The 13,134-nt window shown below is 68.9% G+C and carries 12 protein-coding genes; 11 read left to right on the forward strand and 1 reads right to left on the reverse strand.

Annotation, left to right across the window (positions count from 1 at the left end):
• Nucleotides 1-61: 61 nt before the first annotated feature.
• Nucleotides 62-976, reverse strand: coding sequence for a proteasome assembly chaperone family protein (locus tag RIL96_RS03465; protein ID WP_374761843.1), 915 nt, complete (start codon nucleotides 974-976; stop codon nucleotides 62-64).
• 88 nt (nucleotides 977-1,064) lie between these two features.
• On the opposite strand from RIL96_RS03465, the gene RIL96_RS03470 reads away from it, so the two are divergent.
• The 11 genes from RIL96_RS03470 (at nucleotide 1,065) to RIL96_RS03520 (ending at nucleotide 13,130) form a co-directional block, all read left to right on the forward strand.
• The gene (locus RIL96_RS03470) at nucleotides 1,065-1,736 is read left to right on the forward strand and encodes an HAD family hydrolase (RefSeq protein ID WP_310547606.1); all 672 of its coding nucleotides are present in this window, start codon (nucleotides 1,065-1,067) and stop codon (nucleotides 1,734-1,736) included.
• Nucleotides 1,733-2,500: a site-2 protease family protein gene (locus RIL96_RS03475; RefSeq protein ID WP_310547607.1), complete on the forward strand. Its 768-nt coding sequence runs from the start codon at nucleotides 1,733-1,735 to the stop codon at nucleotides 2,498-2,500. Before RIL96_RS03470 ends, RIL96_RS03475 begins: the two co-directional genes overlap by 4 nt.
• Before the next feature lie 23 nt (nucleotides 2,501-2,523).
• A complete protein-coding gene (locus RIL96_RS03480) occupies nucleotides 2,524-3,672 on the forward strand; it encodes a tRNA (adenine-N1)-methyltransferase (RefSeq protein ID WP_374761834.1) in 1,149 nt (382 codons plus the stop codon).
• Nucleotides 3,662-5,392, forward strand: a complete 1,731-nt coding sequence (gene arc / locus RIL96_RS03485) for a proteasome ATPase (RefSeq protein ID WP_310547608.1) — start codon at nucleotides 3,662-3,664, stop codon at nucleotides 5,390-5,392. The genes RIL96_RS03480 and arc overlap by 11 nt, the downstream gene beginning before the upstream one ends.
• The gene (gene dop / locus RIL96_RS03490; RefSeq protein ID WP_310547609.1) at nucleotides 5,389-7,092 is read left to right on the forward strand and encodes a depupylase/deamidase Dop; all 1,704 of its coding nucleotides are present in this window, start codon (nucleotides 5,389-5,391) and stop codon (nucleotides 7,090-7,092) included. The genes arc and dop overlap by 4 nt, the downstream gene beginning before the upstream one ends.
• Nucleotides 7,093-7,131: 39 nt before the next feature.
• Complete coding sequence (locus tag RIL96_RS03495) at nucleotides 7,132-7,335, forward strand: ubiquitin-like protein Pup (protein ID WP_310547610.1); 204 nt, start codon at nucleotides 7,132-7,134, stop codon at nucleotides 7,333-7,335.
• A gap of 3 nt (nucleotides 7,336-7,338) precedes the next feature.
• The gene (pafA, locus tag RIL96_RS03500; protein WP_310547611.1) at nucleotides 7,339-8,856 is read left to right on the forward strand and encodes a Pup--protein ligase; all 1,518 of its coding nucleotides are present in this window, start codon (nucleotides 7,339-7,341) and stop codon (nucleotides 8,854-8,856) included.
• Nucleotides 8,857-8,984: 128 nt separating this feature from the next.
• Entirely contained in the window at nucleotides 8,985-10,166 is a 1,182-nt protein-coding gene (locus tag RIL96_RS03505; RefSeq protein ID WP_310547612.1) for an FKBP-type peptidyl-prolyl cis-trans isomerase, read from the forward strand.
• A gap of 113 nt (nucleotides 10,167-10,279) precedes the next feature.
• Nucleotides 10,280-10,684, forward strand: a complete 405-nt coding sequence (locus tag RIL96_RS03510; protein ID WP_310547613.1) for an FKBP-type peptidyl-prolyl cis-trans isomerase — start codon at nucleotides 10,280-10,282, stop codon at nucleotides 10,682-10,684.
• The gene (locus RIL96_RS03515; protein WP_310547614.1) at nucleotides 10,684-12,828 is read left to right on the forward strand and encodes a WYL domain-containing protein; all 2,145 of its coding nucleotides are present in this window, start codon (nucleotides 10,684-10,686) and stop codon (nucleotides 12,826-12,828) included. The genes RIL96_RS03510 and RIL96_RS03515 overlap by 1 nt, the downstream gene beginning before the upstream one ends.
• Entirely contained in the window at nucleotides 12,825-13,130 is a 306-nt protein-coding gene (locus RIL96_RS03520) for a twin-arginine translocase TatA/TatE family subunit (RefSeq protein WP_310547615.1), read from the forward strand. Before RIL96_RS03515 ends, RIL96_RS03520 begins: the two co-directional genes overlap by 4 nt.
• Nucleotides 13,131-13,134 lie beyond the last annotated feature (4 nt).

The following is a 13,134-nucleotide window of genomic DNA, read 5'->3' on the forward strand; positions in this document are numbered from 1 at the left end:
CGCGCCCTGGGCCAGCTGATCCTGGGTCGGTTCACTCTGGGCCACTTCACCCTGGGCCGCTTCACTCCGGTGGGCGGCGCCGTCGCAGATAGCGTTCGAACTCTCGGGCGATCGCCTCACCGCTGGCCTGAGGCAGCTCCGAGGTGTCCGTGGCCTCTTCCAGGCGCTGGACGTACTCGGCGATGTCCGAATCCTCTTTGGCGAGATCATCGACCCCGCGCTCCCACGCATCGGCTTCCTCGGCGACCTCTTCGACGTCCAAGGAGACACCGAGGAGATCCTCCAGTTCGCGCATCAGCCGCAGCTGCGCCTTCGGGGAGGGTGCCTGCCCGACGTAGTGCGGCACGGCCGCCCACAGGGACACCGCCGGGATACCCGCCTGATAAGCCGTATGAGCCAGGACCCCGACGATCCCGGTGGGGCCTTCATAAGAGGGTTCGTCGACGTCGAGCAGATCGGCCAGGGCGGGGTCTTGGGCAGACAACGACGCGGGAATCGGCCTGCTGTGCGGCACATCGGCCAGCAGCGCACCCACCAGGACGATGCCGGCGACTTCCTGCTCGGCCGCCCGGGTGAGGATATCGGCGGTGAAGGCCTGCCAGCGGAAGCTCGGCTCCACCCCGGTGACCAGCAGCAGATCCAGCTCGGCATCGGTGACGGAGGTGCGGTAGAGCTTGGTCGCCGGCCAGACGATCTCCCGGTGCGATTCTGTGCTGCGGGTCCGCGGCCGGGTGAACTGATAGTCGTAATAGTCCTCGTCCTCCAGCCGCCCGACGAGCTCGGCGTCGAAGGCAGAGCCCAGGGCACGCACGGCAGAGGATGCCGCCCCGCCGGCGTCGTTCCACCCTTCGAAGGCGATGACCATCACTGTGGGACGTCCGGCGGCCGAGCCCGCATCCTCACGCAGATGCGCGGCGAACCGCTCTGCGCGGGATGATCCTTCGGACGCGCAAGATGATCCTTCGGACTCGGACAGCTGCTCATCACTCACGTCCCTCACCCTAGCCCCGGGCCCGGGTCAGGGGAAGCAGCATCGGCAGGCGGCGAGCGCCTAGGATGGAGCCATGCCTGGCAGCCTGCAGGCCGTCTTCTGGGATATGGACGGCACCCTCGTCGACACTGAGCCGCACTGGATCCGAGAGGAGACCGCACTGGTCGAGTCCTTCGGCGCCCGATGGACCGACTCCCACGCCGAAGACTGCGTCGGCCAGGCCCTGCCGTATACCGCCGCGAGGATGCAGGAGGCCGGAGTACAGATGTCGGTGCGGGAGATCATCGATCATCTCATCACCCGGGTGGCCGCCAGCGCGCGCGAACAGATGCCCTGGCGTCCCGGAGCCCGTGAGGCCCTGAGCGTGCTGCAGCAGGCCGGTGTGCGCTCGGCGCTGGTGACGATGAGCGAACCGACCCTGGCCGGCGCGGTGGTCGAGGCCCTGCCGCCGGGCCAGCTGGAGTTCATGGTTACCGGCGACGCCGTCTCCCGCGGCAAGCCGGACCCGGAGGCTTATCTCAGCGCCTTCGAGACGATGGCTCGCACACATCCGGAACCGTTGGATCCCCGCCGCTGCCTGGCCTTCGAGGACTCAGTGCCCGGGGTGACTGCCGCCGTCGACGCCGGGCTGGTCACCGTCGCCGTCCCGCACTGGATGCCGATCCCGGAATCTGACCGCTATCAGCAGATCCCCGGTCTGCAGGGACTCGATCTCGCCGCGATGCAACGGCTGCTGCCTGCATGAGCCCAGCCGCGCTGCCCTTGGGTCGGGTCGCCGGGGTGCCGGTCCGGCTGCGCCCGAGCTGGTTCCTCGTCGCCGGGGCGCTGGTGCTGCTCTTCGGCCCGCAGGTGGCCCGGATCTTCCCCGAACTGGGCGCGCTGGCCTATCTGGTGGCGCTGGGCTACGCCGGAGCCCTGCTGCTCAGCGTGCTGATCCACGAGCTGGCCCATGCGCTGGTGGCCGCCGGGCTCGGCTGGCCGCCCACGGCCGTGGAACTCACCCTCTGGGGCGGGCACACCGAGTTCATGGTCCGCGGTGCCACACCGGGCCGCTCCGTGGCCGTGGCCATGGCGGGTCCGGCGACGAACCTGCTCGCCGCCGGGGCCGGGTGGTTGCTCTTCGAGCTGGCTGGCCTCACCGGTGTGGCCGCGCTGCTGCTCTGGGCCGTCATCGTGCTGAACCTTCTGGTCGGGCTGTTCAACGCCCTGCCCGGACTTCCGCTCGACGGCGGACGGCTCGTGGAGTCCGCGGTCTGGGCGGCCACCGGAGATCAGGACCGCGGCACACTGGCAGCGGGCTGGGCCGGCCGGATCCTCGCGATCCTGCTGCTGGTCGCCCTCGCTATCTGGAGCGCAGCGGTCCCGGAGCGTTCGCTGCTGCTGGTCGTGCTGGCGGTGATGATGGCCTTCGTGCTGTGGCAGGGAGCCTCCGCCGCCGTCCGCGGGGCGCGGCTGCGGCTGGCCCGGCGTGAGCACCGGGAGTCTGAGGACCAGGACGGACAGCGATAGGCTCGAATCCCAGAGACCCACGGATGAGCACGGATGACCACAGAGAGCGAGGCAGGGTGGCCGAGACCGAGAGCGACACCACCTCCCCGGATGAGGCAGTCACCTCTGCCCCGCAGGGGAAGGGACCTTCGGGGCCGATCGGCGTGCACATGCGCCGCGGCCCGCTGCTGCCCGGCCAGCGCGTGCAGCTGATCGATCGGCGGGGCAAGCCGAGCACGATCACCTTGCGCGAGGGCGGAGAGTGGCACACGCATAAGGGTGTGCTGCGCCACGAGGCCCTGATCGGTCAGCATGAGGGCATCGTCGTCGCCAACGAAGCCGGGGAGCGGTACCAGGTGCTGCGGCCGCTGCTCAATGACTTCGTCCTCTCCATGCCCCGCGGCGCCACAGTAGTGTACCCGAAGGACTCCGCGCAGATCGTCCAGATCGCCGATATCTTCCCCGGGGCGCGCGTGGTCGAAGCCGGTGTCGGCTCCGGTGCGCTGTCGCTGTCGCTGTTGCGCGCCGTCGGCGAACACGGCACCCTGCACTCCTTCGAACGGCGGGAGGACTTCGCCGAGATCGCGAAGGCCAATGTGGAGGCCTTCTTCGGCGAGCCGCATCCGGGGTGGGAGGTCTTCGTCGGAGATCTTCAGGATCGGCTTCCCGAGGTTCAGGCGCCGGGCTCAGCCGACCGTGTGGTGCTCGATATGCTCGCCCCGTGGGAATGCCTGGACGCAGTCTCCCACGCGCTGGCACCCGGCGGTGTCTGGGTCAGCTACGTTGCCACCGTCACCCAACTCTCTCGCCTGACCGAGGCGATCCGTTCCTCTGAGCTGTTCACCGAGCCCGCCTCACATGAGACGATGCTGCGCACATGGCATCTCGACGGCCTGGCGGTGCGTCCCGACCACCGGATGGTGGCACATACCGGGTTCCTGCTGGCCACCCGGCGGCTCGCCGACGAGCAGACCCCGCTTCAGCTGCGACGCCGGGAGAAGCAGTCCGAGGTCACCGAGGAGGATCTTCAGTCCTGGCTGCCCGCCGACGACGGCGCCTGGACCGAGGAGACGCTGAAGGCCCGCCCGGTGACCGGACGCAAAGCCCGTCGTGCCGCCGCCCACGCCCGTCAGATCGCCGATGAGGCCCGTACCGCCCATCCCGACGCTCAGGAGGTCACCGATGACCGATGAGACACCGATGACACCGCAGCGCCCCGAGCCGGGGGAGACCGAGGACCTGCGCCAGCAGCTGAGGCAGTCCGCCGGTCAGATCGACTCGCTGCGCAGTCGGGCCCGGGACCTCGAGCGCCAGCTGAGTACTGCCGGGCGGAACAACAAGCGTATGGCCGAGCTGCTGGAGGTCACCCGCAATGAGATGACCCAGCTGCGCACCGCCCTGCACGCCGACGGTCAGGCTCCCTTCACCTTCGGCACGGTGGTCGGCTACCGCCCGGGCCACGAGCCGGTCGAGGGCCGTGAGATCGAGGCGGCGGCGATCGCCGGTGTCGACATCCTGCACTCGGGCCGGAAGATGCGGGTCAGCGTCTCCCCGCTGCTGGAGGTCGAACACCTCCACGCCGGGGCTGAGGTGCTGCTCAATGAGAACCTCACCGTGGTGGCCGTGCTGGGCTCGGAGCGCACCGGTGAGATCGCTCGGGTGCGGGAGGTCCTCGGAGACGATCGCCTGCTCGTGCTCACCCGCGGTGAGGATGAGCGCCTGGTGCGGCTCTCCTCAGCAGCCCAGGGGCAGGGCCGACCGGTGCGGGTGGGCGACGCCGTCACGGTGGATCTGCGCACCGGCACCGCGATCGAGGTCATCCGGCTCTCCGAGGTCGACGACGTCGTGCTGGAGGAGACCCCGGATGTCTCCTACGCCGATATCGGTGGTCTCTCCGGGCAGATCGAACAGATCCGCGACGCGGTGGAGCTTCCCTTCCTCCACGCGGACCTCTACCGTGAGCACGGGCTCCGGGCCCCGAAGGGAATCCTGCTCTACGGCCCTCCCGGCTGCGGGAAGACGATGATCGCCAAAGCCGTCGCTGCCTCTTTGGAGGCCCGGCGTGGCGAACGCGCCGAGGCGCAGGGCGAGGTCGGTCCGCGCAGCTTCTTCCTCAACATCAAGGGCCCGGAGCTGCTGAACAAATACGTCGGGGAGACCGAACGGCATATCCGGCTGATCTTCGCCCACGCGCGGGAGCGGGCCTCCGCGGGTCACCCTGTCGTGGTGTTCTTCGATGAGATGGAAGCCCTGTTCCGCACCCGCGGTTCCGGGGTGTCCTCAGATGTGGAGACCACGATCGTCCCGCAGCTGCTGGCTGAGATCGACGGGGTGGAGTCGCTGGACAACGTCATCGTCATCGGTGCCTCGAACCGTGAGGACATGATCGACCCGGCGATCCTGCGGCCCGGGCGCCTCGACGTGAAGATCCGTGTCCAGCGGCCGGGTCCCGAGGGGGCTCGGGAGATCCTGGGCATCCACCTGGGGGAGCAGCTTCCTCTGCTCGCCGCCGACGTCACCGCTGTCGGCCGTGCGCAGGCCCGGCAGCAGCTGATCGATGCCGCAGTGGACGCGGTGTTCCCCCGCGACGGGCGGGCCCGGCTGCGGCTGCGTCACGCCGACGGCTCCACCACGGACTTCCGCGCCTCGGACTTCGTCTCCGGTGCGGTGCTCTCGAACGTGGTGGACCGGGCGAAGAAGGCCGCGATCAAGGATTTCCTGGCCGCTGGGCAGGCTGCGGAGGCGAAGGGCGTGACCGTGGAGCACGTCCGGCGTGCCGTGGAATCGGAGATGCGCGATCAGGAGGACCTGGTCAACACCGCCGATCCGCAGGAATGGGCGAGGGTCATCGGAGCCTCCGCGGCCCCGGTGGTCTCTGTGGAGCACCTGGCACGTCAGGAGGAGTCCGGATGAGTGTGCGGCGGCTGATCGGCATGGAGACCGAATACGGCATCCACGCCCCGGCGAACCCCCGGGCCAGTCATGTGGCGTTGTCCATCGAACTGGTCAACGCCTATGCGGCCGCGGTCACCGAGGACGGCGGCTCCGTGGCCGGTGCGGAATGGGACTACCAGTCCGAATCGCCGCTGGTCGACGCCCGTGGCTGGGTGCTGCCCCGTTCGGCGGCCCATCCCAGCCAGCTGACCGACACCGCCGCCGGCCTCGACGGCGTCTCCGGCCCGGACACCTCCGCCCCCGACGTCGCGGCGGAGGAACCCGAGTTCCATTCTCCCGGCAGTGCGGACTGGCGCGGTGACTTCTTCACCCTGCGGGAGGGGCAACCGCGGCTGCTGACCAACCTGGTGCTGACCAACGGCGCCCGGTTCTACGTCGACCACGCGCACCCGGAGTATTCCGCACCGGAGACGCTCGGGGCGCGCCGGGCGGTGCTCTATGACGTCGCCGGGGACCTGGTGGTCCGCCGAGCCGCGGCGCGTCTGGCCCAGGAGGAGGGCAGCCCGGAGCTGCTGCTCTATAAGAACAACACCGATTCCAAATCTGTCTCCTACGGCGCGCATGAGAACTACCTGGTGCCCCGGTCGGTGGACTTCGACGACCTCGTCGCCGGGCTGATCCCGTTCTTCGTGGTCCGTCAGGTGATCTGCGGGGCCGGGCGCGTCGGGATCGGACCGACCAGCGCCCGTGCCGGTTTCCAGATCTCCCAGCGGGCCGACTTCTTCGAAGAGCAGGTCGGACTGGAGACCACGGTGCGTCGGCCGATCGTCAACACCCGCGACGAGCCCCACGCCGACATCGACCGGTACCGCCGGCTGCACGTGATCATCGGTGACGCGAATATGAGCGAGTACTCCGCGTGGCTGCGGGTGGGCACCACCGCCTTGGTGCTGGATCTCATCGAATCCGGTGCGGCACCGTCGCTGCGGATCCTTGAGCCGGTGAAGGCGCTGAAGGCCATCTCCCACGATCCGAGTCTGCAGGTCACCGTGGCCACGGACCGGGGGGAGCTGACGGCTGTGCAGATCCTCCGCCTGTACTTGGAGGCTGCGCAGGCTCAGGCCGCGGCAGAAGCCGGTCCGGAGGCCGCAGGGCTCGCCCCCGACACGGAGACCGCCGAGGTGCTGGCAGCGTGGTCGGAGCTGCTCGACGATCTCGAGGCCGATGTCTCACGCGCCGCCGACCGGCTCGATTGGGTGGCGAAGCTGCAGCTGCTGGAGTCCTACCGGCGGCGCGACGGCCTGGACTGGGACGCGCCGATGCTGGGCATGATCGACCTGCAGTACGCCGATATCCGCCCGGAGAAGGGCCTCTACCATCGGTTGGTCCGGGCCGGGCGGATGCGCCGACTGTTCACCGACGAGGAGGTCCGGCGCGCCAGCGAGCACCCACCGGAGGAGACCCGGGCCTGGCTGCGCGGGACTCTGGTGGCCCGTCGGCCGGAGCTGTTGGCCGGAGCCAGCTGGGATCAGATTCTGCTGCGCCCGGAGCCGCAAGCTCCGATCACGCGGCTGACCCTGCCGGAGCCGACCTCGGGAACACGGGCGCAGACTGAGGGCCCGGTCACCGCGGCAGAGGATCCTCGTGCCCTGATCGCTGGTCTGCGTGAGATCCTCGAAGCCCCGAGGGATTCCGCGCAGCCCGGTGCCGGGCCCTGACAGCTCTGAACGCCCATCCCTGAACCAGGAGGAGACACGATGTCCACACAGCCGCAGAAGCGCAGCAGCTCCCACGGCCCCGGCGACGAGGAACCCGTTGAGCAGTCCGTGCCCGGTGCGGGCAACGTCCAGGCGAGCCATCAGGCCCAGGAGCTGGACAGCCTGCTCGATGAGATCGACTCCGTGTTGGAGACCAACGCGGAGGAGTTCGTCCGCGGTTTCGTCCAGAAGGGCGGCCAGTGACCCATGGAGCGTCGTGTCTTCGGTGTGGAGACCGAGTTCGGGATCACTCATCGCGGGGTGGCCGTCGACGGCGCCCCGCGGCCGGGCCTGGCGCCGGATGAGACCGCCCGCTACCTCTTCCGACCGGTGGTGGAGTGGGGGCGCAGCTCCAACGTCTTCATCCCCAACGGTTCGCGTCTCTACCTCGACGTCGGCTCACACCCGGAATATGCCACCGCTGAGTGCTCGGACATCGAGGAGCTGATCGCCGCCGATCGGGCCGGTGAGCGCATCATGGATGACCTCGCCCGTCGGGCCGAGGAGGCGATGGCCGCCGATGGGATCGACGGCACGATCTACCTGCTGAAGAACAACGTCGACTCCCAGGGCAACTCCTACGGCTCGCACGAGAACTACCTGATCCCGCGCACCACGCATTTCCGGCGGCTCTCCACAGTGCTGCTGCCGTTCTTGGTCACCCGTCAGATCCTCTGTGGAGCCGGTCATCTGGTGACCGAGCAGGAAGAGGCCGGACGCGAACTGGGGCCGCACTACGCCTTTTCGCAGCGTGCCGACCACATGTGGGAGGGGGTGTCCTCGGCGACCACCCGGGCCCGGCCCATCATCAATACTCGGGATGAGCCGCATGCCGATGCCTCGGCCCACCGCCGCCTCCACGTCATCGTGGGGGACTCGAATATGTCCGAGACGACCCAGCTGCTGCGCTACGGCACCACGGATCTGGTGCTGCGCATGATCGAATCCGGAGTGCCGCTGGGCGACTACGAGCTGCAGAATCCGATCCGCGCGATCCGTGAGATCTCCCATGACCTCACCGGCACGGCCACAGTGCTCACCCGCGACGGCGAGGAAATGACCGCTGTGGACATCCAGGCCGGGCTGCTGGACCGAGCCCGGCGTTTCGTCAGCGAGGAGGGCGCCCACCACGGGCATCTGGAGCAGGTGCTCCAGCTGTGGGAGCGGACCCTGCAGGCCGTGGCATCCGGGGATCATTCCAACATCGACACTGAGATCGACTGGGCGATCAAGAAGCGACTGATCGACGAGGTGGCCGCACGCGGCAGCCTGGCGCTGGATGACCCGCGTCTGGGGCAGATCGATATGGCCTATCACGACATCCGGCCCGAGCGCGGACTGCACCATGTCCTGGTCCGCAAGGGGCGTGCTGCGACCCTGCTCGGCCAGGAGCAGATCGACCAGGCGGTGCTGCTGCCGCCGGCGACGACCAGAGCCGCCCTGCGCGGGCATTTCCTCTCCACGGCACGGGCATTCGGCGCCGGGCACTCGGTGGATTGGGTGCACCACAAACTGGTGGACCGGCCGCTGGAGGCCATCATGCTCAAAGACCCCTTCGAGACTGCCGCGGAGCGTGTGGAGACGCTACTCGACACCCTCGGGGATCGTCGCGCCGTTGTGCGTGAACTCAGCGCCGAGGAACGCCTCGACCAGCCGGTGCCCCCTGCCCTGAGCGAACGCTACCTCGTCACCGGCGGCACGGTCCCGCCGCCGCCGGTGATCTGAGGGGTATCGCCCTGCTGGTGATCCGGGCGCGGCGATCAGCCGTGCCTCAGCCTGAACCGGTACAGTCTCTGTCGGTGCATGACCCCGCCATGACCATGACACAACACCGTCCCTCTCGGAGGTTCCCCGTGCGCACGAAGCATCTCGCCCTCTCCCTGCCCGCCGTCCTGGTGCTCGCCGGCTGCGGAGCTGAGGGGATCGGTGACGTCGACGCCCTCGATGGTATGGACGTGCACTACACCGATGAGGGCGCTCCTGAAGTCATGCTCAACAACCCGGTGGAGGCCGATGAGGAGTCTGCGCGCATCATCAGCGCCGGCGACGGCGAGGAGATCGACCCGGAGCAGATCCTCGAAGTCTCCTCGGCGATGGTCGATCCGCAGACCGGGGAAGTGCAGAACGAGACGTTCACCGCGGGTCAGGAGTCTCTGCTGCACCTGCCCAGCATCCGTGAGCAGAACGAGTTCATCTTCGAGGCGCTGACCGAACCGGACCTCAACGTCGGCGGTGAGGTGGTGCTCTATGAGCCTGGTGACGAGGAGGCGATGGCCGCGGACTCGCTCATCGTGCTGCGCGTCGAGGGGCAGATGCCGGCCTACGCCCACGGTGAAGAGCTCGAGCAGAGCGGGGATCTTCCGGAGATCGACTCGGTTGAGGGCGAAGCCCCGGAACTGGTCGAGGCACCCGGTGAAGACGAGGACCCGCCGGAGGAGACCGTCACCGAGGTCATCATCGAAGGTGAGGGTGATGAGGTCGAGGCCGAGGATCAGCTCGCCGTCCAGTACACCGGGTGGACCTGGTCCGAGGGGACGGTCTTCGACTCCTCCTGGCCGTTGGGTCAGGAACAGGCCCAGCAGGCCCAGGGCTCTGAGGAAGACTCAGAGGAGGACCCGGAGGAAGACTCAGAGGAAGATGCAGGGGAATCCTCGGAGGACGAGGACGCTGAGAGCACTGAGGACGCTGAGGAGGAGGACCAGAGCGAGCGCAGCGACGTCGGCCAGCCGATGCCGTTCATGCTCGATCAGGTGATCGAGGGATGGACCACCGGGCTCGAGGGCAAGCACGTCGGTGACCGCGTCGTGCTGGTGATCCCGCCCTCCGAGGCCTACGGTGAGAGCGATGGCAGTGACTTGCAGGAGGAGACGCTGATCTTCGTCGTCGACATCGTCGCCGCCGTGGAGGCCCCCGAGCAGCCCGAACAGCAGGCCCCGGAGCAGCCGGAGCTCAGTGAGGAAGAGCTCGAGCAGCTGCAGGAGCAGCTCGAGCAGCAGGAGGGCGGCGAAGCCGAGGAGGACACCGACGAGCAGTAACCGCTCCTGGGTTCGTCAGGTCCCCTATCCACACCGCTAGTCAGAACCCCATATTCAGAGCCTCATATTCAGATCCCTATATCGTGAGACGTTCTTGAGAAGGAGCACACCGTATGTCATTCGGACAGCGCAGCTATGACCGCAGCCGCCCCGAGGTGGAGTTCCCCGGTGAGACCCCGCCCGAGGAGCTGGTCATCGAGGAGATCATCGCTGGTTCCGGCCCCGCTGTGGAGCCCGGCGACCAGGTCTCCTGCCACTACGTCGGAGTCAGCTGGTCCACCGGTGAGGAGTTCGACGCCTCCTGGAACCGCGGTCAGACGCTGGACTTCACCGCCGGCATCGGCCAGGTCATCACCGGCTGGGACCAGGGGCTGATCGGGATGCAGGAGGGCGCGCGTCGTCGCTTCGAGATTCCGCCGCACCTGGCCTACGGAGAGCAGGGCGCCGGCGCGGCCATCGGCCCGAACGAGACGCTGATCTTCGTCGTGGACTTGGTCGGCGTGCGCAAGTCCCGCTGATGTCCACCGGTGAGGCCGCGCAGGACGTCTCCGCGGACCTGGGGGTCAGCCGCGCCCTCTCGTTGGCGGCCACTCTGCTCGACGCCGCGCCCAGCGGCCTCACCAAGGCTGAGATCCGCTCTCGGGTGGACCTGTACGACTCCTCCGCAGGGTCTTCTGTAGATGCCTTCGAGCAGATGTTCAGCCGTGATAAGCGCTACCTGCGGCGCAACGGCATCGAGATCGACGAGCGGCTGCCCCATGACGCCTCCCGCCGGGGGGATCACGATCACCGGTATCTGATCGACCCGGAGAGCTATGGTCTGCCCGGGATCGAACTCACCGCCGAGGAGGCTGCCGTTCTGCGGCGAGTGACCCTGCTGTGGTCCGGCAGCCGCGCCCAGCAGAGCATTCGGGAGGTCGTCGGCGCGTTGGACGACCGCAGTCGGCTCAGCCGAGGGGCAGGGGAGTCGCCGGAGCCCTCATCGAGTGAGCAGACGTCGCTGTCAGGCGGCGTCGCTCCGCCTCACCGTGTGCGCTGGGGTGAGGACCAGGAGATCGACCACGTCCAAGCGCTGCTGACCCAAGGGATCGGTGCACCGGTCACCTTCGACTACGCAGCCCGCGGAACCCGGCGCACCCAGACCCGGCGAGTGCTCAGCTGGGGGTGGGGCGTGCGCGGACGCTGGTACCTGGTCGGCTATGACCTGGACCGCCAGGCGGTGCGGATCTTCCGGCTGGACCGTATCCGCGGGGAGATCAGCGCACTGGCCGCACCTGACGAAGGGTGGACCGAGCAGGACCGTGCCGCGCAGCAGCAGACGGCGAACGCTGGCACCGAGGAGCTCCACCGGAAGGCCACCGCATATCTCGACGCGCTCGGTGACAGTGCCGAGCCTGCGCTCGTCCCCCTGGAAGCCGCCGTCACCGCGTCCGCTGTGGGGCTCGAAGAGATCCGCAGACTCTCCGACCGCCGACTCCGTGACCTGCTGCGCGCGCGTCTCGACGCCGTGGCGCGGGCCCACCAGCAGCTGCCGAGCCCGCCTGCGGCACTTCCTGCGGTGAGGGCCGCCAAGACCCCAGACGCCGCCCCGCGGAAGATCGCCCGGCTGCTGAACATGGCCGCGCATCTGGAGTCCACCGGTGGGGCCCGGCTGTCCACGCTGCTTGAGCGGTTCGCGCTCACCCCGCAACAGCTGCACCGCGACCTGATTTCCCTGCAGCAGGCCGGCAGCTTCGACGCCGACCGCTTCGGCGAGTTCATCGACCTCACCCCGGAGATCCCGCTGAGTCGACGCGACTTCACCCAGCAGCTGATCCCGCAGGATCCCGTGATCAGCATCCGGCTTCCCGCCGGGCGGATGAGCGCAGTGATGGCCCGTCCGCTGCACCTGAGCACACCGGGGGCGCTGTCGCTGCTCATCGGCCTCGAGGGGCTCCTCGCCGCCGAGGACTCGGCCGAGCAGAGCGCCGCCGCCCGGAGCCTGCGGGAGAAGGTCCGCGGCATCGTGCCGGAGGCAGTCGCCGATGCCGCGGCCTCGCTGAGCGTGGCCTGGACCGTGGAGAACGATCCCGCCGTGCAGCGCACACTGCAGATACTGGGCGCCGCGGTGCCTGACGGCCACAGCGTGGAGATCGACTACGAAGACCGGCAGGGACGCGCCAGCACCCGGCGCGTCGACCCGGTGCACCTGATCCATGACGGCCGCGGCAGCTACCTGCAGGCCTGGTGCCATGACGCGCAGGCCGAGAGGCACTTCCGGATCAGCCGGATTCGCCGCGCCCGGCCGCTTCCGCAGACCCGGATCGGCGCCGAGGCCCTGGCCCTGGCCGCACAGGAACCCCGTCCGCCCGCGGTGCCCGCCGAGGGAGACCTGCGCGCGGTGGTCTGGGCTGCACCCTCCGCGGTCGCCACAGTGCGGGGCTGGGCGCCGGAACGGGCCGCGGACTCCGCGGAGGGCGGACTCTTCGCCGAGATCCGGCTGCCCTCCCAGGAGACCCTGGAGCGTATGATCATAGATGCTGAGGGCGAGATCATCCTGTGCGCACCGCAGAACGCGGTGGACTCCCTGCGGGACAGGTTGGTGCGCGGACAGCGGCGCCTCCGGCGCATCCAGGAGCAGTCCCGTATGCTGGAGGCCGATGACGAAAGGACCGCACCATGAACATCACCGGCTGGCAACTGGCCATCGTCGCCCTGCTGATCCTGCTGCTCTTCGGTGCGCCCAAGCTCCCCGGCCTGGCGAAATCCGTGGGTCAGTCCATGCGGATCTTCAAATCGGAAGTACGTTCCCTCAATGAGGAGGACGACCGCGGCGAAGCCGGGCAGCACGGCGACCGCCAGCAGCAGGGCCGTGACGGTGAGGCCGGCGGATCCCGCCACCGCACCGTCGAGGGCCCGGTGGTCAACGGCGAGCCGTCCCCGGCTGAGCCCACTGAGGCTGAGCAGCACCCCCGGCACAGCTGAGGCT

The sequence above is a fragment of the Nesterenkonia aerolata genome (assembly GCF_031470965.1).
Taxonomy (GTDB): Bacteria; Actinomycetota; Actinomycetes; order Actinomycetales; family Micrococcaceae; genus Nesterenkonia; species Nesterenkonia aerolata.

Bases quoted from the DNA above. Each gene is read 5' to 3' on its own strand.
- RIL96_RS03470 (WP_310547606.1), top strand. From the start codon at position 1,065: ATGCCTGGCAGCCTGCAGGCCGTCTTCTGGGATATGGACGGCACCCTC.
- RIL96_RS03475 (WP_310547607.1), top strand. From the start codon at position 1,733: ATGAGCCCAGCCGCGCTGCCCTTGGGTCGGGTCGCCGGGGTGCCGGTC.
- RIL96_RS03480 (WP_374761834.1), top strand. From the start codon at position 2,524: ATGAGCACGGATGACCACAGAGAGCGAGGCAGGGTGGCCGAGACCGAG.
- arc (WP_310547608.1), top strand. From the start codon at position 3,662: ATGACCGATGAGACACCGATGACACCGCAGCGCCCCGAGCCGGGGGAG.
- dop (WP_310547609.1), top strand. From the start codon at position 5,389: ATGAGTGTGCGGCGGCTGATCGGCATGGAGACCGAATACGGCATCCAC.
- RIL96_RS03495 (WP_310547610.1), top strand. From the start codon at position 7,132: ATGTCCACACAGCCGCAGAAGCGCAGCAGCTCCCACGGCCCCGGCGAC.
- pafA (WP_310547611.1), top strand. From the start codon at position 7,339: ATGGAGCGTCGTGTCTTCGGTGTGGAGACCGAGTTCGGGATCACTCAT.
- RIL96_RS03510 (WP_310547613.1), top strand. From the start codon at position 10,280: ATGTCATTCGGACAGCGCAGCTATGACCGCAGCCGCCCCGAGGTGGAG.
- RIL96_RS03515 (WP_310547614.1), top strand. From the start codon at position 10,684: ATGTCCACCGGTGAGGCCGCGCAGGACGTCTCCGCGGACCTGGGGGTC.
- RIL96_RS03520 (WP_310547615.1), top strand. From the start codon at position 12,825: ATGAACATCACCGGCTGGCAACTGGCCATCGTCGCCCTGCTGATCCTG.